At 69.5% G+C, this 20,896-nt stretch carries 16 protein-coding genes; 6 read left to right on the top strand and 10 right to left on the bottom strand.

All coding sequences use genetic code 11. The features are described 5' to 3' along the window. The first annotated feature begins 77 nt into the window (after positions 1–77). From ACFYW3_RS00665 to ACFYW3_RS00655, 3 genes are read left to right on the top strand one after another with little or no spacing between them, the layout of a single operon-like run. Entirely contained in the window at positions 78–1,895 is a 1,818-nt protein-coding gene (locus ACFYW3_RS00665; RefSeq protein ID WP_389385122.1) for an AAA family ATPase, read from the top strand. Continuing rightward, a complete protein-coding gene (locus tag ACFYW3_RS00660; protein ID WP_389385121.1) occupies positions 1,892–3,118 on the top strand; it encodes an McrC family protein in 1,227 nt (408 codons plus the stop codon). Before ACFYW3_RS00665 ends, ACFYW3_RS00660 begins: the two co-directional genes overlap by 4 nt. 36 nt (positions 3,119–3,154) lie before the next feature. Next, the gene (locus tag ACFYW3_RS00655; protein ID WP_389385120.1) at positions 3,155–5,299 is read left to right on the top strand and encodes a UvrD-helicase domain-containing protein; all 2,145 of its coding nucleotides are present in this window, start codon (positions 3,155–3,157) and stop codon (positions 5,297–5,299) included. Positions 5,300–5,350: 51 nt separating this feature from the next. On the opposite strand, the gene ACFYW3_RS00650 is transcribed toward ACFYW3_RS00655, so the two are convergent. Then, a complete protein-coding gene (locus ACFYW3_RS00650) occupies positions 5,351–7,006 on the bottom strand; it encodes an N-6 DNA methylase (RefSeq protein WP_351761225.1) in 1,656 nt (551 codons plus the stop codon). Between the two features lie 169 nt (positions 7,007–7,175). Between ACFYW3_RS00650 and ACFYW3_RS00645 the strand changes: the two genes are divergently transcribed. After that, the gene (locus tag ACFYW3_RS00645; RefSeq protein ID WP_389385119.1) at positions 7,176–8,879 is read left to right on the top strand and encodes a TIGR04141 family sporadically distributed protein; all 1,704 of its coding nucleotides are present in this window, start codon (positions 7,176–7,178) and stop codon (positions 8,877–8,879) included. Between the two features lie 184 nt (positions 8,880–9,063). On the opposite strand, the gene ACFYW3_RS00640 is transcribed toward ACFYW3_RS00645, so the two are convergent. Both ACFYW3_RS00640 and ACFYW3_RS00635 read right to left on the bottom strand, forming a co-directional pair. Continuing rightward, positions 9,064–10,395, bottom strand: coding sequence for a class I SAM-dependent RNA methyltransferase (locus ACFYW3_RS00640; protein ID WP_389385118.1), 1,332 nt, complete (start codon positions 10,393–10,395; stop codon positions 9,064–9,066). Positions 10,396–10,526: 131 nt separating this feature from the next. Further along, positions 10,527–12,578 (bottom strand): APC family permease, encoded by a 2,052-nt coding sequence (locus tag ACFYW3_RS00635; protein ID WP_351761234.1) that lies wholly within the window; start codon positions 12,576–12,578, stop codon positions 10,527–10,529. 209 nt (positions 12,579–12,787) lie between these two features. On the opposite strand from ACFYW3_RS00635, the gene ACFYW3_RS00630 reads away from it, so the two are divergent. Together ACFYW3_RS00630 and ACFYW3_RS00625 are read left to right on the top strand one after the other, a co-directional pair. After that, the gene (locus ACFYW3_RS00630; RefSeq protein ID WP_053676315.1) at positions 12,788–13,456 is read left to right on the top strand and encodes a TrkA family potassium uptake protein; all 669 of its coding nucleotides are present in this window, start codon (positions 12,788–12,790) and stop codon (positions 13,454–13,456) included. Beyond that, positions 13,453–14,115, top strand: a complete 663-nt coding sequence (locus tag ACFYW3_RS00625) for a TrkA family potassium uptake protein (RefSeq protein WP_351373912.1) — start codon at positions 13,453–13,455, stop codon at positions 14,113–14,115. The genes ACFYW3_RS00630 and ACFYW3_RS00625 overlap by 4 nt, the downstream gene beginning before the upstream one ends. Positions 14,116–14,204: 89 nt before the next feature. On the opposite strand, the gene ACFYW3_RS00620 is transcribed toward ACFYW3_RS00625, so the two are convergent. The 7 genes from ACFYW3_RS00620 to ACFYW3_RS00590 all read right to left on the bottom strand — a co-directional run bounded on the left by ACFYW3_RS00620 (position 14,205) and on the right by ACFYW3_RS00590 (position 20,840). Further along, complete coding sequence (locus ACFYW3_RS00620; RefSeq protein ID WP_351750777.1) at positions 14,205–14,978, bottom strand: DUF3159 domain-containing protein; 774 nt, start codon at positions 14,976–14,978, stop codon at positions 14,205–14,207. A 3-nt stretch (positions 14,979–14,981) separates the two neighbouring features. Beyond that, positions 14,982–15,401 (bottom strand): OB-fold nucleic acid binding domain-containing protein, encoded by a 420-nt coding sequence (locus ACFYW3_RS00615; RefSeq protein WP_078998499.1) that lies wholly within the window; start codon positions 15,399–15,401, stop codon positions 14,982–14,984. 24 nt (positions 15,402–15,425) lie between these two features. Beyond that, positions 15,426–16,106 (bottom strand): response regulator, encoded by a 681-nt coding sequence (locus tag ACFYW3_RS00610; RefSeq protein WP_351373916.1) that lies wholly within the window; start codon positions 16,104–16,106, stop codon positions 15,426–15,428. Continuing rightward, positions 16,103–18,766, bottom strand: coding sequence for a sensor histidine kinase KdpD (locus ACFYW3_RS00605; protein ID WP_351750775.1), 2,664 nt, complete (start codon positions 18,764–18,766; stop codon positions 16,103–16,105). Before ACFYW3_RS00605 ends, ACFYW3_RS00610 begins: the two co-directional genes overlap by 4 nt. Before the next feature lie 154 nt (positions 18,767–18,920). Next, the gene (locus ACFYW3_RS00600; RefSeq protein ID WP_351750773.1) at positions 18,921–19,709 is read right to left on the bottom strand and encodes a DUF3710 domain-containing protein; all 789 of its coding nucleotides are present in this window, start codon (positions 19,707–19,709) and stop codon (positions 18,921–18,923) included. 1 nt (position 19,710) lies between these two features. After that, positions 19,711–20,256, bottom strand: coding sequence for a dUTP diphosphatase (dut, locus tag ACFYW3_RS00595; protein ID WP_351373921.1), 546 nt, complete (start codon positions 20,254–20,256; stop codon positions 19,711–19,713). Continuing rightward, complete coding sequence (locus ACFYW3_RS00590) at positions 20,256–20,840, bottom strand: PaaI family thioesterase (protein WP_267828290.1); 585 nt, start codon at positions 20,838–20,840, stop codon at positions 20,256–20,258. The genes dut and ACFYW3_RS00590 overlap by 1 nt, the downstream gene beginning before the upstream one ends. Positions 20,841–20,896: the final 56 nt, after the last annotated feature.

Here is a 20,896-nt window from a genome sequence, read left to right as displayed (position 1 = left end):
GTACGGCATGATCCTTTGACAGTGTCAACAAGTAGGCTCTGCGATAGTGCCCGCAGGTCCGCCCCGGAAGGTCATCCATGCCCCAGCCCGAATTCCTCCCCGGCGCTCCGGAGTTCCACATCACACTCCCCAGGGGCGGCGGGGTGGCGCGGGGCCGGCTCCTCACCGAATTCGGCGGCAACGGCACCCACAAGTTCCTCCTGCTGGCGGAGTCGATGGCGGCTGCCGACACATGGCCCGGCCTGGGCGAACACCGGCGCCGCTCGCGCGCGGCACTCCGGGCGAACGGCGCGTTCACCGACGCCCCGGCGAGCCCCGACCTGCCGGAGGCACCCGCACGGTGGGTGGCGACCCGGGACATCACGTGCAACTCCTCGTCCGCGGCGGCGGGACTGGTCTACGGGTACGACGCCTCCGGTCCCGAATCCTGGCGGACCGCCGAGGGCCATCCACTCGGCGACTACCTCTCCACCAGCTGGCGGGCACCGCGCAAGGCATGGCTGGTGCGCGGTTCCAACGTGTCGGGGCACAACCTGGTGCGGCAACTGTGGCTGGAGGAGCGGCTCGTCTCGCTCTCCGGGGCTCATCTGCCGCCCGTCGAGGAGGACGATCCGACCAAGAGCGCGTTGCGCCGTTACGTCGAGGACGGCTACGAGGGGGCGGCCTCCTACAACCAGAAGCGCGGCCTCGTCGACGAACTCCACGCATTCCTCACCCAGATGCGGGTGGGCGACACGGTGACGACCATAAGCGACGGGCGCCTGCACGTCGGCCGGATCACAGGCGACGCCGTGCAGACCGCCTCCCCGGGCGGGCTGTCGAATTTGCGGCGGACAGTGTCCTGGCTGCCCGTCAGCCACCCGTACGAGGAGCTCCCCGAGGAAGTTCAGCAGAAGCTGTCGGCACAGCATGACGTCGTCGACCTCACCGTTGTCCTGGAAGCACTGGACACACTGTCCGGGTCCGTCGGCACGGACGAGGGCAGTACCGCCGTCCTGCTGCCTTCCGCCGAGGGCGCGGCCCAGCGGGAGCTGGTCCTGCCGGAGGTCACGGACGACCTGCTGGCCGAACTCCTCGTCCATGAGCGGGATTGGCTTGACGAGGTGCGCGAGCTCCTCATCGACGACCGTCAGCTGGTGCTCTACGGCCCGCCGGGCACGGGCAAGACCTATCTGGCCATGAAGCTGGCGGAGCACTTCGGCGGGGGCCCCGAGCAGGTCAAGATCGTCCAGTTTCACCCGTCCTACGCCTACGAGGACTTCTTCGAGGGGTTCCGGCCCGTGGAGGACCCCGAGACCAGGGAGGTGGCCTTCCGGCTGACCGCCGGACCGCTCCGCGAGCTGGCGGACCTCGCCTCCCGCGAGGGCAACCGGCACGTCCCCCATTTTCTGATCATCGACGAGATGAACCGCGCCAACCTGGCCAAGGTCTTCGGCGAGCTGTACTTCCTGCTGGAATACCGCAAGCGGTCCGTCCGGCTCACCTACTCGGGGGACGACTTCGGGCTGCCGCCCAACCTCTTCGTGATCGGCACCATGAACACGGCCGATCGGTCCATCGCACTGGTGGACGCGGCCATGCGCCGCCGGTTCGCGTTCGTGGAGCTGTCACCTCGTACCGAGCCGACCGCCGGTCTTCTCGCACGCTGGCTGGAGCGCGAGAAGAAGGACGAGGAACCCGCCCGGCTCCTCGATGCCCTCAACGTCCTCATCGACGACCCCGACTTCGCCGTCGGCCCGTCGTACCTGATGAAGCCGGGCGTGTACCGCGAGGGCGGCCTCGACCGGACGTGGCGCACGAAGATCCTTCCCCTCCTGGAAGAGCACCACTACGGCGAGGGTCTCGACATCGCCGCCCGCTACGGCCTCGACGCCCTGCGGAAGAAGCTCGTGTGAGCTCGGAGGACGTGTCATTGCGCGAGCACGGTCCGGCCGTCTCCGTTCCTCTCACCACCGACGCCGGACGGGCCCTCGCCGCGGCGAGCATCCTACGGAGCGCCACCCCCGATCCCGGCCGGGAGGGGCACTGGCTCCTGCGGGCGGGGAGCACCATCGGCGCGGTGCGGGTCCCCGGCGGTCCTGTCGTACGGATCGCGCCCAAGACGTCCGTGAGCCGGCTGTTCTTTTTGCTCGGCTTCAGTCTCGACCCGGCACGGGCCTGGCGGGACAGCCGGGAGGGCACGATCGACACCGGAGGGCACGACGACGTCGTTCCTTCGCTCGCGCACGCCGTGGAACGGCAGATCGACGCGGCCCTGCGGCTAGGCGTTCTTCAGGGTTACCGGACGGTGGAGGAGTCCGCTCCCTTCGTCCGTGGACGGATACGGGAGGCCGATCAGGTCCGACGGCATTTCGGCCGGACACCGCCCGTCGAGATCAGCCATGACGACTACACGGCCGACACCGCCGAGAACCGCATCCTGCGCGCCGCCGTTGAACGGCTGCTCCACCTGCCGGGGGTGAGCGGGCCCGTCCGACGCCGACTGGCCCGCCATCGCGTCCGCCTCGCGGATGCCCTTCCCCTGGTGCTGGGCAGGGAACTGCCCCGATGGCAGGCGACGCGTCTCAACTCCCGTTACCAGCCGGCCTTGCGGCTGGCCGAGGCCGTCCTGCGCGGCACGTCCCCCGAACACCGGCCGGCCGGAGCTGCTCCACTCGCCATGGACGGCTTCCTGATCGACATGAACCGGCTGTTCGAGGACTTCGTCACGGTCGGACTGCGCGAGGCCCTGCGGGAGCACGGCCTGACCGCGCGCCTGCAGGACCCTCACCACCTCGACACCGCCGAGAGCGTCCGCATGCGTCCGGACCTGGTCGTGCGCACCGGCGACGGCCGCACTCCCGTCGCCGTCGTCGACGCGAAGTACAAGGTGGTGAAGGCCGACGGCCACCTCAACGACGACCTGTACCAGGCGCTCGCCTACGCCGCTGTCCTTGGGCTGGGTGAGGCCCACCTGGTGTACGCCGCGGGCCGCGTTCCCCTGCGCGTCCACGAGGTACGCGGAGCGGGGATCCGGCTGTACCAGCACAGCCTCGACCTCTCGTGCCCGGCCGAAGGGCTGCTGTCGGAGCTGGAGCGCATCGCCGGGCAGCTCGCCGGGACCGAGGCACGTCTTTGATCACGACCCATCGTCAGGCAGACACGGGAGGACCTCATGCCCCGGCTCGCATTCGCCCAGAGCTTCTGGGACGGTTACGAGAGCTTGGAGAAGCCGGTGCGCGCCGGTGTGCGCAAGGCCATGGCGAAGTTCCAGGCTCTGAGCGCGGCCGAGCTCCATGCGGACAAGGGGTTGCACCTGGAGTCCGTCGAGAAGGCGCGCGACGCCCGGATGCGTACCATCCGCATCACCGACTTCTGGCGGGGTGTCGTGCTCGCCCCCGACGACGGCAGCGATGTGTTCCTCCTCGTCAATGTGCTTGCGCATGACGACGCCTACACCTGGGCTGCGAAGCGGCTGTACAGCGCGAACTCCGCGACACGGGCGCTGGAGGTCCGCAACGCAGTCGCTCTGGACGAGCTGACTCCGCTGTACGAGACAGCCTCGCTCCGGGTGCCGCGGCGGCTGTTCGCGAAGGTGTCCGACGGAACCCTCCGTGAGCTGGGCGTCGACGATCAAGTACTGCGCGCCGCGCGCTCGCTGGTGGACAAGCAGCAGCTCAACGCCTTCGCCACGCTCCTGCCGGAGGATCAGCTGGAGGTTCTCCAGTACCTCGCCGAAGGCTTCAGCCCCGAGGAGGTGTACCGGGACGTCGTGGCCGTCCGACGGCCGGCGGACGCCCCGGCCGAGCCTGTCGAGGACCTGGCGACGGTCATCGCCAACACCGCCGCCCGCATCCGTCTGATCACGGGACCGCAGGAACTGGAGGAAATCCTGGAAAAGCCGTTCGAGGCTTGGCGGGTCTTCCTCCACCCCTCCCAGCGCCGCGTCGCCTACCGCGCTTCGTACGGCGGTCCCGTCCAGGTCACCGGTGGACCCGGCACCGGCAAGACGGTGGCGGCCCTGCATCGGGTACGGCATCTCCTCAGCCGGTCCGAGAACGGCCGTATCCTGCTCACCACTTACACCAACGCACTCGCCTCCGGACTGCGCGACATGCTCGGTCTGCTCCTCGACGAGGACGAGAAGGCACTCGCGCGGGTGGATGTGACGACGGTCGACGCCTTCGCGAACGGAATCGTACGGTCGGCTTCGGCAACCGCGCTCAAGCCGGTCGGGGACCGGGAACAGCTGCAGCTGTGGGGCAAGGCGATCAAGCAGCTCGGCCTGCCGTTCAGCGCTCAGTTCCTGGCGCAGGAGTACCGCCACGTCGTCCTCGGTCAGAACCTGCGTGGTCTCGATGCATACCTCGGCGCGAGCCGCCGCGGCCGCGGCACCGGCCTCGGAGCCGCTCGCCGTCGCCAAGTCTGGAGCGGCGTCGAGCGCTTTGAACAGCTCCTCGGCGGCCGGGGCGAGACCACACACCTGCGGATCTGCGCGCGTGCGGCGGAGCTCCTCGGGGCCGGGTCGACGCCATACGCTCACGTCGTGGTTGACGAGGCCCAGGACCTTCACCCCGCGCAGTGGCGAGTGCTGCGCGCCGCCGTTCCTGCGGGTCCCGACGACCTGTTCGTCACCGGTGACCCGCATCAACGAATCTACGACTCCCGGGTGGCTCTCGGTACCCTGGGCATCGCCACCACCGGTCGCAGCTTCCGGCTACGTGTCAACTACCGCTCCACCGAAGAGATCCTCACCTGGTCGGCGGAACTCCTCGCCCCGATCGCCGTCGACTCACTGGAGGGCGAAGGAACGGACTCGCTGTCCGGGTACCGTTCGCTGCTGCACGGGAAACGGCCTCGGTCCCGGGAGTACACGACGCAGGCAGAAGAGGTCGAGGCCCTGGTGGACCAAGTCCGCTCGTGGGTGGCCGGAGGGCTCGCGCCGCACGAGATCGGCGTCTGTGCACGCTTCAACCTCTTGCTGAACGCCGCCGAGGAGAAGCTGAGGTCAGCCGGTATCCCGGCCGTACGCGTCAAGGGGCAGCTACCGCCTGGAACCGAGGGCGTACGGCTGGCGACCATGCACTCGATGAAGGGGCTCGAATTCCGGGCGGTCTCCGTCCTCGGCGTCAGTGACGGCACCATCCCGTTCGCCCGCGAGATCACGGCTCGGGAATCGGACGCGCTGCAGCACGAGGCCGACCTGCTCCGGGAACGCTGCCTGCTCTTCGTCGCCTGCACGCGCGCTCGCGAAGCACTGGTCGTCACCTGGAGCTCCGATCCGAGCCCCTTCCTGCCCCCTTCCGCCCGCTCCACCTGACCGGCACCAGTACCGATTGCCACGGATACGGGTGCGCCTCCGCAGCACACCTCACCCCTCGGGCGCCAGTCCCCCCGTGGCCAGCCCGTCCCGCGCGAGATCGGCGAGATGCCCGCTCAACTCGACGATCTCGTGCACGTCCCGCTCGAACTCGGACAGCACGCGGAAGGCGGAGCCGTAGCGACGTTGCTCGTCGATGCCCATCCGGGGGATCCGCGCGCCGCGAGAATCCAGACGGTAGCTCCCGCTGGCACTCGTGGACCGACGAGTGTTCACGGAGCTGCGCAAGAACCCCCGCAGGTAGTCCGTGTCGAGCTGATCGCTGGCCGAGACCGGCTCCGAGTCCTCGTAGCTGACCAGCCCGGCCCGAGCGAGATCCGCGACGCTGGTGGTCGCGCCGTCAAGCGAGCCCGGTCCACCGCCGTCGGCCAGCTCGGGCAGCAGAGTGACCAAGCGGCGGACTCTCTTCTCTACTTCCGCACGGAGCGCGGAGTACTCCGCGCAGTAGTCACGGTGCCGGGACCGGAGGTGCGCACCGGGGGTGAGATCGACGGTGTCGTCGAGGAGTTCGATCAATGGCACGTCGGCGATCTGATCGGGGCGGGGATCCAAGCTGCCGTCAGGGCTGTTGCCGGTCAGATCGACCATGTGCACCGTGTGGTTCGTGTCGGCGTGTCCGGAACCCTCCGGGCGCTGGAGACACCAAACGTGCACCGGAAGGGAGTGCGAGGTGGCCGCGCCCGGCGGGAGGGCCACCACTTGTCTCAGGATGCCGCGGCGCACCAGCTCCGAGCGGATCCGGCGCCCTGCCTTGCGATAGGCGACTGAGGCAGGCATGACCATGAGAACGTGGCCGCCCGGCCCGGTGTGCGCGTAAGCATGCTGCAGCCAGGCGAGCTCACTCTCGGCCTTGGAAGGCGTGCCCAGCTCCCAGCGGGAGTCAAGCAGCAACTCCTCCCGCCCCCACTCGGTGATACCGGCCGGCGGATCGCAGACCACGAGATCGGCCCTCAGATCCGGCCAGGCGTCCGCACGCAGGGAATCCCCGGCCGCAACGGTGACGCGTGTTCGTCCCAGGAGATCGGCGCGGAGCTGCGCGAAACGAGCGCTGTCCGCGTCCGACTCCTGACCACAGCAGCGCGTGTCCGCTCCCGCGCCTACAGCCAGGAGCAGGACTCCGATCCCACACGCAGGGTCGAAGACGGTGGCACCCCGGGGAAGATCGGGGACGAAATGGCGTACGGCACGCACGATGCGTTCGGGGGTCACCTGATCCGATCCTGCCCGCCGCGCCGAGTCCATGAACCGCTCGGTCAGGCCGTTCACAAGATTGACAGGCGCTTCGCTCTGGGCGAGTCGACGCACACGTGCCACCAACTCGTCCGGCAGGCCGGGCGAGGGCGCCCCGGCGAGGGTCGCAGCCACTTCCGCCAGTCCCGCGACCATCTGCTCTCCGCAAAGCGCCCTAAGAGCTTGCCACAACTCGACCTCGGGCGAGAGCTCTTGTCCCTTGCGTTGCTTGTCGAGCCAGGCCTGGACCTCGACCAGTGCGAAGAGCGGGCTGTTCGCCGCCCCTGCCGCCGGCACGGGGAAGTCGTCGTGGCGCCGACGCCAGTTGGAGACAGCCGCCCGGGTGACACCGGCGAGGCGAGCGATCTCAGCTCCGGTAACCAAGGCGCCGACTGATGCAGCGGCTTTCTCCGTCATGGCCCCAGCGTACACGGGCAGGAGAAGGTCCTCCAGAGTGCAATCAGTTGACGTTGTACACAGACACATGTCAACCTCAGTCGTGTACGGCGTGTCCCACAGGGATGCGCCGCGAGGGCATGTCCGCATGGGCTGTGCATTCCTCGCCCCTGTTCCACGGAGGCCCGCGATGACCACGAACACCGAAGTGCGCACCATCTACCGGTTGAGTTCCGTCGCTCCCACACCAGAAGCCATGTTCGACGTCTTCGATGCGGCGACGCTGGACGAGCGCGGAGCGGACGTCCACTTCCCCGAACTGATCGGCGTCCCCGCTGTGTACATCACCTGCGGAATGGAGATCGACGAAGCTGCATGGTGCGCGCCCATGGCGCGCACCACCGGCATCGCAGTCACCGAGAATGTCCGCCGAACCGCGGCCGTCCTGCTGCTCGCCGTAGACGCCACGGTGTACGGCATCGGCTGCGACCAGGGGTACCGACTGATTCCCGACCACCTCAAGGACAAGCGTTTCGGTCTGTCCTTCGTCATCCGGCAGATGGATCCGGCCATGATCCGCGGCGTGGTCTCGAAATCACTCGGGCATGCACGTACGGACATCGCGCTGGTTCCCGGTGGTGCGCCAGTGCCCCTGCTCGGCATCCGCGACCACTCGCGCATCGTGCGGAGCCTGGGTGGATACCTCGACGGCGTGCCGCTCACCCGCTCGCGCTATGCGCGGGGGAAGGCCGTCAGCGCCCAGGGCGGCTGCGGATTGAAAATCGCGCTCGGGATCGAGCCCGGCGAGCTGCTCTCCGACCTGCGCACCATCACCGCCATCTGCCACGAGGACGCCCCCCATCCGGAGCTGGAGTTCATCGACCGCATCGCGCCGGTCGGCGACCCTTCCACCCTCGAAGCCCTCGAACGGACTCTGGACGACCGTCTCGGTCTGACCGGCGGCGAACGGATCGCCATCTCCGTTCCCTTCGACCACCACGAGGCGTACACGGAGGCCACGACGTACCTCACACGGATCAACAGCACGGAGGCCAGGCGTTCCGACAGCTTCGACCTCTGTTACGTCCTCGAACGGGCCCGACTGGCACCATCCGGTAGGCGCCTCGCAGTACTGCGGGAGGGGACTGTCACGCTGGCGCGGGACCGCCGGGGTAGCGCCGGCGAGATGCTCGCCGTCACCAACGCCCTGTCGTGGTTGGAGGCGGAGGTCTCCCTGGGTCCCCTTCGGTTCTTCCTGCTGGATGGCGAGTGGTACGAAGTGGGAGCGACCTACGTGGAGGAGTGCCGGGCCGCGGTCACCGCCATGCTGTGCCGTTCGCCCTCGATCACGCTGCCCACCTGGAACGATGATGAACACGAGAAGGCGTACAACAACAGGGTGGCCGACGAACGGCCGGGGTGGCTCTGCCTCGACACCAAGAACATCACCAATCCTCTCCGAAGGAAGGACCAAGTCGAGATCTGCGACCTCCTCACGCCCGACGGCACCCTGGTCCTGGTCAAGCGCGCGAGCGCTTCAGGTCCGCTGAGTCACCTGTTCCAGCAGGCCAGGGTCGCGGTGGAACTGCTCCAGGAGTCCGCCCGAGCCCGTTCGGATTTCACTGCGAAGGTCGCCCGCCTCAGTCAGGACCAATACGTGCTTCCAAAGGACTTCACGCCCTCGCGCATCGTTCTTGCCATCCAGCTCAGGAACCGCGAGAGCCTGACTCCGGAGTCGCTCTTCGGCTTCTCCCAGATCACGGTAGTCCAGACCGTAAAGGCCCTGCTGGCTCGAGGCGTGACCGTTGAGGTGACGGGCATTCCGGAAGGTGGTGCTGACCCGATCCCCGACACGTCGCATCATGCGCACATCAGTGCGGGCGCCCCCTGCTGAGCACCCCGGACACCGTTTCATTCACCCTGACAGGTGCCTGGCCTTTGACAATGAGTCAGATCGCAACATCGCTCCCTTCCGGATGGATCCGCAGGTAAGGCGCGTATGGCGACCAGTCTCGCGCTTCACCTGTTGGACAGCCGGAAACAGGTGAAGCGGACCACGACGGCCACAAAACCGCAGATCAGGCGCCCTTCGCCACCGGCTCCAGGATCGCCACGCACTCCACGTGGTGCGTCATCGGGAAGAGGTCGAAGACGCGCAGCGTGCGGACCTTGTATCCGTTCTCCTTGAAGTAGCCCAGGTCGCGGGCCAGGGCCGCCGGGTCGCAGGCCACGTACGCGACGCGGCGCGGGGTGAGGCCGGCCACCTGGCGGACCGTCTGCTTGCCGGCGCCGGCGCGGGGCGGGTCGAGGACGACCAGGTCGCACTCGGTGATGCCGGTCTTCGGGAGGATCTGCTCGACCTTGCCCTGCTCGATCCGGACCCGCGGGAAGTCGGTCAGGTTGTGGCGGGCGTCCTCGACGGCGCGCTTCGTCGACTCGATGCCGAGTACCGCGCCGGTGTCGCCGAGGCGTTCGGCGAGGGCGCCCGCGAAGATGCCGACGCCGCAGTAGAGGTCGAGGGCCATCTCGCCCTTGCGCGGCATCAGGCCCTGCATGACGGCCTTGATCAGGGTGTCGGCGGCTTGCGGGTGGACCTGCCAGAAGCCGCCCATGCCGACGCGGTAGGTGCGGCCGTCGGCGCGCTCGCGGACGAAGGGGCGGCCGTGGACGCGGTGGACTCCGCCGTCCTTCTCCTCGATGCGCAGGACCGAGACGGGCTTGTCGAGTTCGACGAGCGGCAGCCGGCCGCCGGGGCGGGGGGTGAGGACGACCTGGCGGTCGTTCGAACCGGAGGCGGCGATGGCCTCCACCGACGCCATCTGGGGCCAGTCCTGCTGTTCGATGCCGAGTTCGCTGACGCCGGGGGCGGCGATCATGCAGTGGTCGACCGGCTCGATGTCGTGCGAGCGGTGCTTGCGCAGGCCCACCCGGCCGTCGTCGTCGATCGCGAACTGGACCCGGGTGCGCCACTGCGGCACCTGGCCGGCCGGCAGCTTGTCGCCTTCGGCGGGCATGACCGTGCCGTCCCAGCCGGCTTCCTCCGGGCTGAGGCCGGCGAGCCGCTTCAGCTGTTCGGCGACGACCTCGCCCTTGAGCCGGCGCTGGGCGCCCGGCTTGGCGTGCTGCCAGTCGCAGCCGCCGCACTTGCCGGGGCCGGCGTACGGGCAGGGCGCCTCGACGCGGTCCTTGGAGGGGTCCAGGACGGTGATGGCGTCGGCGCGCAGGAAGCGGGAGTCGACGTCGCCTTCGGTGACCTTGGCGACGACCTTCTCGCCGGGCAGGGTGTGGCGGACGAACAGGACCCGGCCCTCGGCGGTGCGGGCGATGCAGTGGCCTCCGTGCGCGACGGGGCCGACCTCGACCTCGTACTCCTCCCCGACCAGTGACTGCTTCTCGATCTGCTCGGTCATGGTGGGGAGACTCCAAAAAGCTGAAAAGGGAACGGCCGGACGACCGACCCACCAGTTTACGTGGATCTCGTCCGGCCGTTCACCAACCCGGACCCGGGACCATCCGGCCCCGGACCCTGCCTCTGCTTCGCCTACTTCGCCGAGTCCTTCGACCGCGACCGCGGGGTGTCCACCGGTCCGCGGCGCACCGCGCCCGGCGCGTTCCAGTCCTGGCGCTTCTTCGCCCGTCGCTTGGCGAGCTCCGAGGACTCCAGCTGGTACGGCACGGAGGTGACCATCACGCCGGGGGTGAAGAGCAGTCGGCCCTTGAGCCGCAGCGCGCTCTGGTTGTGCAGGAGGTGTTCGTACCAGCGGCCGACGACGTACTCGGGGATGTAGACGCTGACGGCGTCGCGCGGGTTCTCGCTGCGCAGCCCCTTGACGTACTCGACGACCGGTCGGGTGATCTCGCGGTAGGGCGAGTCGAGGATCTTGAGCGGGACGTTGATCCCGCGCTGCTCCCAGTCCGCCTTCAGTGCCTTGGTCTCGGCCGGGTCGACGCTGATGCTGAGCGCTTCCAGGGTGTCGGAGCGGGTCAGCTTCGCGAAGGCCAGGGCCCGCAGCGTGGGCTTGTGGACCTTGGAGACGAGGACGATGGAGTGGACCCGGGAGGGGCGCACGCTGTCGTCGCTGGGGCCTTCGGCGGCCGCGATCTCGGTGGAGACGCGGTCGTAGTGCTTGCGGATGGCGGTCATCGTTCCGTAGAAGATGACCATGCCCAGCAGGGCGACCCAGGCGCCGTGCGTGAACTTGGTGGCGAGGACGACGACGAGCACCATGCCGGTGAAGAACGCGCCGAAGGTGTTGATCGCCCGTGAGCGGTGCATGCGGCGGCGGGCGGCCTGGTCGCGCTCGGAGCGCAGGTGGCGGTTCCAGTGCCGGACCATGCCGATCTGGCTGAGCGTGAAGGAGACGAAGACGCCGACGATGTAGAGCTGGATCAGCTTCGTCGAGTCGGCGTCGTACAGCCACACGAGCAGCATGGCGGCGCCCGCGAGGAGCACGATGCCGTTGGAGAAGGCGAGCCGGTCGCCGCGGGTGTGCAGTTGGCGCGGCAGGTAGCGGTCCTGGGCGAGGATCGAGCCGAGCAGCGGGAAGCCGTTGTAGGCGGTGTTGGCGGCCAGGAAGAGGACCAGCGCGGTGGCGATCGCCAGGATGATGAAGAGGAAGCTGCCGCTGCCGAAGACGGCCTCGCCGACCTGGGAGATCACGGGGTGCTGGACGTAGTCGGCGCCGACGGGGACGCCGTTGTCCAGGAGGTCGACGGGCGGGTTCTCGGCCATCTTCACGTCGGTGGCCATGGCCAGGCCGATGATCCCGCAGAACATGGTGACCGCGAGTCCGCCCATGAGGGCGAGGGTGGTGGCGGCGTTCTTGCTCTTGGGCTTGCGGAAGGCCGGGACGCCGTTGCTGATGGCCTCGACACCGGTGAGGGCGGCGCAACCCGAGGAGAAGGCGCGCAGCAGCAGGAAGACGAGGGCGAATCCGGCGAGTCCCTGGTGTTCGGGTTTGATCTCCAGATCCGCGGTGGGTGCCTTCATGTCGTCGCCGAGGACGAGGCCCTTGAAGGCGCCGTAGGCGATGAGGACGAAGACGGCTCCGACGAACACGTAGGTGGGGATCGCGAAGAGTTTCCCGGATTCCTTGACTCCGCGCAGATTCATCAGCGTGAGAAGGATGATCATGATCATCGCCGAGAGCACCTTGTGCTCGATGACGAAATCGACGGCTGATCCCAGGTTCTCCACGCCGGAGGAGATGGAGACGGCGACCGTGAGGACGTAGTCGACGAGCAGGGCGCTCGCCACGGTGAGGCCGGCTTTGGGCCCGAGGTTGGTGTTGGCGACCTCGTAGTCGCCGCCGCCGCTCGGGTAGGCGTGGACGTTCTGTCGGTAGGAGGCGACGACGGTGAACATGAGCACCACGACCGCGACCGCGATCCAGGGGCTGAAGTGGTACGCCGACACACCCGCGATCGAGAGGACCAGCAGAACCTCGCCCGGGGCGTAGGCCACGGACGAGAGCGGGTCGGACGCGAAGACGGGAAGGGCGATCCGCTTGGGGAGGAGTGTTTCTCCGAGGCGGTCGCTGCGTAGCGCCCGGCCGATCAGGATCCGTTTGGGCACGTCGGTCAGTTTGGACACGCAGAGGATCGTAAGCGTTCGAAATCCGCCTGACGAACCCCCGGTCCCTTTACAGGGCAATGAGCGGCGAATGAGGGTCTCCCCGCACCCCAAATGGTCACACTGGTGACCGCCCGTGTGTAGCTTGGGCCATGGTCTGAGACCCTGTTTAGCCAGAGCATGCAATGAGGCTGGAAATCAGCGAGCCGCTGTCAGCCGGAAGGACGGCCGTGCACATCGTCATCATGGGTTGCGGAAGAGTGGGCTCCGCCCTCGCGCAGACCCTGGAACAGCAGGGGCACACGGTCGCGGTCGTCGACCAGGACCCCACCGCATTCCGTCGACTGGGGGCATCGTTCGGCGGCCGCCGCGTCACGGGGGTCGGCTTCGACCAGGACACCCTGCGGGAGGCCGGCATCGAGGAGGCGGGTGCCTTCGCCGCCGTCAGCAGTGGTGACAATTCCAACATCATCGCGGCTCGGGTGGCCCGTGAGATGTTCGGCGTCGAGAACGTCGCCGCCCGCATCTACGACCCCAAGCGCGCCGAGGTCTACCAGCGCCTCGGCATCCCCACCGTCGCGACCGTGCGGTGGACCGCCGACCAGATGCTCCGCCGGCTGCTGCCCTCGGGCGCGGAACCGCTGTGGCGCGACCCGAGCGGAGGTGTCCAGCTCGCCGAGGTGCACACCTCCGAGGCGTGGATCGGCCACAAGGTCAGCAAGCTGCAGGAGGAGACCGGCGTACGTGTCGCGTTCCTCACCCGTCTGGGTGAAGCCACGCTGCCTACGTCGGCGACCGTCCTCCAGGAGGGCGACCTCGTCCACGTGATGATGCGTACGGACGAGATCGACAAAGTCGAGGCGGCCTTCGCCGAGGGGCCTGAGGAGGCACACGCATGAGGGTCGCGATCGCCGGAGCCGGCGCGGTCGGCCGCTCCATCGCGGGTGAGCTGCTGGAGAACGGTCACGAGGTGCTGCTGGTCGACAAGGCGCCCACCGCCATCTCCGTGGAGCGGGTGCCGCAGGCGGAGTGGCTGCTGGCCGACGCGTGCGAGATCACCTCGCTGGACGAGGCCGCCTTGCAGCGCTGCAACGTGGTCATCGCCGCCACGGGGGACGACAAGGTCAACCTGGTCGTCTCGCTGCTGGCCAAGACCGAGTACGGGGTTCCCCGGGTCGTGGCGCGGGTGAACAACCCGAAGAACGAGTGGCTCTTCAACGAGTCCTGGGGCGTCGACGTCGCGGTCTCCACCCCGCGTCTGATGTCGGCCCTGGTCGAGGAGGCCGTCAGCGTCGGCGACCTCGTACGGCTGCTGCGCTTCAGCCACGGCGACGCCAACCTGGTCGAGCTGACCCTGCCCGCCGACTCCTCGGTCGCGGGCACCCAGATCAGCGAGATCAACTGGCCCGAGGACACCTCGCTGGTCACGATCATCCGCGGCAACCGGGTCCTGACCCCGCACGGCGAGGAGACCCTGGAGCCCGGCGACGAGCTCCTCTTCGTGGCCGCCCAGGCCCGCGAGGAGCAGCTGGAGGACCTCCTCCAGGCCCGTCACTAGATCTCGGCGTACGGCGTGTGAAACGTGGGAGGGGCGGGCAGCCCATCGGCTGCCCGCCCCTCCCACGTTTCGTCGGCGCGTCCCGGCGACTACGGCGCCCGGTGGCGTCCCTCGGTCGAGGCGTTGGCCGCCTTCGCCGCCTTGGCGGCCGCCTTGGTCTCCTTCTCGGCGGCCTCCTCGGCCTCCCACTCCGCGATCACGTCGATCGGCGGCGGCGCCTTCGCGAGGAACACCCACGTGAAGTACACGGCGAGCACCATCGGCGGGAGCTTGAGCGCGATGAGCACCCACCCCAACTGCGTGGCGTCCCCCCACCAGTACAGCGGGAAGAGGATCGCGTACTTGGCGAGGAAGATGAGCCCCCATGCCAGGCTGGCCTTGGTGTAGGCCTTCTTGCGGCCCGGGTTGCGGGTCCGCCAGGACAGGTTCTCCTTGAAGACCGGTCCGAGGATCACGCCGAGCAGCGGGAAGCCGACCAGTGCCGAGACCGTGAACGCGAAGCCCAGGCCGACGCCGTAGATCATGCCGGGCAGGTAGAAGCCCTTCGCGCTGCCCGTGAAGAGGGCGAAGGCCACACCCACGCCCACGCCGAAGACCCCGCTGAAGGCGTGCTTGACGGTGTCCTTGCGCAGCAGGCGCACGATCACGAGCAGGACCGCGACGGCGCCCGCCGCGATGGCGGAGCTCTTCACGTCCTTGTTGATCGTGTAGATCATGACGAAGAGCAGGCCGGGGAGCATCGTCTCCACGGTGCCGCGGATGCCGCCGAAGGCGTCGAAGAGCGCCGCCTGCGTCACCGCCTTCTGGTCCGCCGTGGGCTCCGGCGGATCCGCCGGCGTGGTCGGTTTGTCGAGTGACGTCACCGGTTACTGCTCCTGTCCGAGCGGTCGGAGTTCGTACTTCGGGTTGAAGAGGACCCGACGCCCATGGCTCATCGAGATCCGGCCGGAGGCGATCATGCGCCGTCCCGGCTCGATTCCCACGATCGAGCGACGTCCGAGCCACACCACGTCCAGCGGGGCCGAGCCGTCGAACAGTTCCGCCTCCAGGGCGGGGACCCCCGCGCGCGGCCGCAGGGTCACGGTGCGCAGCGTTCCGGTCACCTTGACTATCTGGCGGTCGTCGCAGTCGCAGATCCGCGTACATCCCGCGGCTTCTGCGTCCTCCTGCAGCTCCGCCGAATGCAGCTCCTCCTGCGAGGTGGAAAGCCGCTCTATCATCCGGCGGAACCGGCCCGCCGGCCTGGCCGGTTTCGCGGGCTTCTCGGGACGCGGTTCAGCACTCATACAGGAAGCGTACCGGCGCGCACGCTACCTCTCGAAGCGGTATCCCATGCCCGGTTCGGTGATGAAGTGGCGGGGGTGCGAGGGGTCCGCCTCCAGCTTGCGCCGCAGTTGTGCCATGTAGACCCGCAGGTAGTTGGTCTCCGTGCCGTACGAGGGCCCCCACACCTCCTGGAGCAGCTGCTTCTGGCTGACGAGCTTGCCGCCGTTGCGCACCAGCACCTCCAGCAGGTGCCATTCCGTGGGGGTGAGGCGTACGTCGCGCCCCGCGCGCACCGCCTTCTTGGCGGCCAGGTCCACGGTGAAGCCCTCGGTCTCCACGACCACCTCGTCCTCGCCCGCGGCCGGCTCGGCCCGGCGCACGGCCGCGCGCAGCCGGGCCAGCAGCTCGTCCATGCCGAAGGGCTTGGTGACGTAGTCGTCGGCGCCGGCGTCCAGGGCCTCGACCTTCTCGTCGGAGCTGTGCCGGGCGGAGAGGACCAGGATCGGCACACGGGTCCATCCGCGCAGCCCCCTGATCACCTCGACGCCGTCCATGTCGGGCAGGCCCAGGTCCAGCACGACCACGTCGGGGTGGCGGGCGGCGGCGAGTTCCAGGGCGCTCGCCCCGTCGGCGGCGGCGTCGACCTCGTACTTGCGCGCCTTCAGGTTGATCACGAGGGCTCGGACGATCTGGGGTTCGTCGTCCACCACGAGCACCCGGGTCATTGAGGACCTGCCTTCTGTCGTACGGAGGGATCGACCGGTCGATCGAACGAGCGGGAGGGAGAGGGGGATGCGGGTGACGGGGCGGGAGCGGGAGGGCCGGCCCCGGCCGGGCCGGTCCGCCCCTCGCCGTCCACCGTGACACGTGCGGGGGCGCGTTCCCCCGTCACCGCGCGCAGCGTGAGCACCATGGTCAGGCCGCCGCCGGGGGTGTCCTCGACGTCGAGGGTGCCGTCCATGGCCTCCGCGAAACCGCGGGCGACGGCCAGGCCGAGGCCCACCCCGGAGCCCCGGGGGGAGTCCCCGTACCGCTGGAAGGGGGCGAAGATCCGGTCCTTGGCCTCGTCGGGCACCCCGGGGCCGCGGTCCACGACCCGTACCTCGACCCGGTCGCCGAGGAAGCTCGCCGCGACCACCACCTGCTCCCCCGCCGGGCTGTACTTGACGGCGTTCTCGACCACGTTGGCCACGGACCGCTCCAGCAGCCCCGGGTCCACGGCCACCATCGGCAGGGTCTCGGGGACGTCGAGCACCACGCTGTCCTCGGGGACGCCGCCCAGCGCCATCGGGACCACCTCGTCGAGGTCGATCTCGCGGATCAGGGGGGTGACCGTGCCGGTCTGGAGCCGGGACATGTCGAGCAGGTTGCCGACGAGGTGGTCGAGCCGGTCGGCGCCGTCCTCGATGCCTTCGAGGAGTTCGGCCCGGTCCTCCTCGGACCATTCGACGTCGGCGGAGCGCAGGGAGCTGACCGACGCCTTGATGGAGGCCAGGGGTGTGCGCAGGTCGTGGCTGACGGCGGCCAGCAGCGCGGTCCGGATGCGGTTGCCCTCGGCCATCCGGCGGGCCTCCTCGGCCTGCCCGACCAGGCGCTGCCGGTCCAGGACCACGGCGGCCTGGGCGGCGAAGGCGCCGAGCACCCGGCGGTCCTCGGCGGGCAGCACGCGCCCCGACAGGGCCAGCGCCATGTGGTCCCCGATCGGCATGTCCACGTCCGCGTCCTCGGGCCGGGCCGCGGGGCGCGGGCCCACGCTGCCCGCCGGCGACCAGGGCTCGACGTCGCTCTCCCGCTCCAGCAGGGCCACCGACTCCATGGCGAAGGTCTCGCGCACCCGTTCCAGCAGCGCGTCCAGGGTGGTTTCGCCGCGCAGGACGCTGCCCGCGAGGAAGGAGAGGATCTCGGACTCGGCACGCAGCCGGGCGGCCTGTTGGGTCCGCCGGGCGGCGACGTCCACGACGGAGGCGACGGCGACCGCGACCCCGAAGAAGACCGAGATGGCGACGATGTTCTTGGGGTCGGAGACCGTGAACCGGTGCACCGGCGGTGCGAAGAAGTAGTTGAGCAGCAGCGAGCCGAAGGCCGCCGACGCCAGTGCGGGCACGAGTCCGCCGAGCAGGGCGGCGGCCACGGTCAGCGCGAGGAACAGCAGCATCTCGTTGGCGAGTCCGGGGTCGCCGTCGATGTTCGCCAGGACGAGGGCGAGGAGGGCGGGGCAGAGCACGCCGACGATCCAGCCGGCCACGATCCGGGGTCGCCCGAGTCGGGCGGCCGTGCGGACCACGGGCAGCCCGCGCCCCTTGGCGACCTCCTCGTGCGTGACGATGTGGACGTCGAGGTCGGGCCCGGATTCCCGGGCCACGGTGACGCCCACGCCCGGCCCGAAGACGTACTGCCAGGTCTTGCGGCGGCTGGAGCCGAGGACGATCTGGGTGGCGTTGACCCCGCGGGCGAAGGCGAGCAGGGCGTCGGGGATGTTGTCGCCGATGACGTGGTGGAACGTTCCGCCGAGGTCTTCGACCAGGGTCCGCTGGACCGCGAGTTCCTTCGGCGAGGCCGCGGTCAGCCCGTCGCTGCGGGCGATGTAGACGGCCATGATCTCGCTGCCCGAGCCCTTGGCCGCCATCCGGGAGGCGCGCCGGATCAGGGTGCGGCCCTCCGGCCCGCCGGTGAGGCCGACGACGATCCGTTCGCGGGCCTGCCAGGTGGAGCGGATGTCGTGCTCGCCCCGGTACTGCTGGAGGTACTCGTCGGCCCGGTCGGCCACCCACAGCAGCGCGAGCTCGCGCAGGGCGGTGAGGTTGCCGGGGCGGAAGTAGTTGGACAGGGCCGCGTCGACCTTGTCGGACTTGTATATGTTGCCGTGCGCCATGCGGCGGCGCAGGGCCTGCGGGGACATGTCGACCAGCTCGATCTGGTCGGCCCGGCGGACCACCTCGTCCGGTACGGTCTCCCGCTGCCGCACGCCGGTGATCGACTCGACCACGTCCCCGAGTGACTCCAGGTGCTGGATGTTCACGGTGGACACGACGTCGATGCCCGCGCGGAGCAGTTCCTCCACGTCCTGCCAGCGCTTGGCGTTGCGCGAGCCCGGCACATTGGTGTGCGCGAGCTCGTCCACCAGTGCCACGGCGGGTCTGCGGGCCAGCAGCGCGTCCACGTCCATCTCCGTGAACCCGGCGCCCCGGTAGGTCAACTCCCCGCGCGGCACCTGTTCCAGCCCGTGCAGCATGACCTCGGTGCGCGGCCGCCCGTGGTGCTCGACGAAGCCGACGACGCAGTCGCCGCCGCGCTCCACCCGGCGGTGGCCCTCGGAGAGCATGGCGTACGTCTTGCCCACACCGGGTGCCGCGCCGAGGTATATCCGTAGCTTGCCGCGTCCCATGCGCCCATTCTCGGGGACGTCCCCGCGGTTCACGCGCCGATGTACGGCGATGGGCGCATCCCTGACGGATCCCTGACGCGACGGCCGGGAACGGCGGTGGGCCGTACCCCCGCGGGGGTACGGCCCACCGATCTGAACCGGTCGTCGAGCGAGGTCAGCGGACCTCGGTGATCTCCGGACCGCGTTCCAGCTGACCCATGCCGCCGCCGAAGCGGGAGCCCTCGGGCTCCTCGGTCGTCTGCACGCCGTCCGGCACCATCTGGGCGTCGTTCGGCAGCTTCAGGACGATGGGGTCACGGGGAGCCATCGGGCCGTCGCCGCGGAGGACGACGGTGTCCCGGAAGATCTGCTCCAGCACGCCGGCCGACTCCGGGCGCACCGCGCCCTGGCCGGAGATGACACCGCGCAGGAACCAACGGGGACCGTCGACACCGACGAACCGCACCAGCTGCGCGCCGGTCTGGCCGTCGGGCAGCGGTACGGGGACCTGCGCGCGCAGCTCCCAGCCCAGCGGGCCCTGGACCTCGTCGATGATGCCGCCCTGTTGGGTGATGCCCGTGGCGATCTCGTCACGGACCTCGCCCCAGATGCCTTCCTTCTTGGGCGCCGCGAAGGCCTGGAGCTGCACGGCGCTGTCGCCGAGGACCACGGTCGCGGCCACGATCGCGTCACCGGCGACCTCGACGCGCAGTTCCATGCCCTCGACACCGGGTACGAGGATGCCCCCGAGGTCGACACGGCCGTCCTCCGGATCGCCGATCACCTCGGAAACGTCCCAGGGGCCGTCCGGCCTGGGGGCCGGCGGCAGGTTCATCCGTCGCGGCTTGGCGTCGTCGTCGAGCGCCTCGGCGTCGTCCCGCTCATCGGCGCGTGCGCCGTCGACGACCTGCTCGGCCGCGCCGCCGTCCCTGACGGAGTCGTTCTTCTTGCGACGTCCGAACACGTCACTGTCCTTCCCGGTCGGTTACGACCGAAGCGTAGCCATTCCCACCCTGCTGACCAGCCTCGGATCCGGCCACGGCCGCATGACCGCCGGTGGAGCCGAAACCCCCCTCGGCCCGGGCCGAGCCGGGAAGTTCCGCCACCTCGTGGAAGCGCACCTTCTCGACCCGCTGGACAACCAGCTGGGCAATGCGGTCGAAACGCTCGAACCTGACGCTCTCGCGCGGGTCGAGATTGACCACGATCACCTTGATTTCCCCACGGTACCCGGCATCCACCGTCCCCGGGGCATTCACCAGCGCCAGGCCGCAACGGGCGGCCAGGCCCGAGCGCGGGTGCACGAAGGCGGCGTACCCGTCGGGCAGCGCGATGGAGATGCCCGTGGGCAGCACGATCCGCTCGCCGGGCGCGAGCTCGGCGGCCTCCGTGGTCACCAGGTCGCAGCCCGCGTCACCGGGGTGACCGTAGGCCGGCATGGGCACCTCGGGGTCGACGCGGCGGATCAGCACGTCGACTCCCCGGCGGGCGTCGTGGTTGTTCTGAGACATCAGGGGTTCACCTCGAAGGCGCGTGCGCGCCTGACCTGGTCCGGGTCGGCCATCGCCGCCCGGATCTCCTCGGGCCGTCCGTTGTCGATGAAGTGGTCGACCTTCACCTCGATGAAGAGGGCGTCGGCGCGTACGGCGACCGGTCCCTCGGGACCGCCTATTCGGCCGACCGCGGAGCAGTAGATCTTCCGTCCGGCCACGGCGGTCACCTCCGCCTCCAGGTACAGCACGGTGTCCACGGGAACGGGCCGTACGTAGTCGGTCTCCAGCCGGCCGGTCACCGCGATGACGCGCAGCAGCCAGTTCAGCGAGCCGAGCGTCTCGTCGAGCGCGGTGGCGAGGACGCCTCCGTGGGCGAGACCGGGGGCGCCCTGGTGGGCCTGCTTGACGGTGAACTCGGCGGTGACGCGCACGCCCTCGCCCGCCCGTGCCTCCAGGTGGAGCCCGTGGGGTTGTCCCTCGCCGCAGCCGAAACAGTGCTCGTAGTGCGCGCCGAGGAGTTCGCCGGGCCCCGGGGCGTCGGGGTGCCGGACCGGCGCCGTGGCATCGGCCGGCGGCGTCAAGGCTGTGTTTCGTCCACTCACAGCCGCTGACCTTACCCGCGCGGCGGTTCGACGGTCGCCTCGTGGCAGGCTTGGAC

It is taken from the genome of Streptomyces sp. NPDC002602 (assembly GCF_042889445.1).
Lineage (GTDB): Bacteria > Actinomycetota > Actinomycetes > Streptomycetales > Streptomycetaceae > Streptomyces.
Note: the sequence above shows the minus strand (reverse complement) of the source record. Positions and strands in the feature narration are given on the sequence as shown.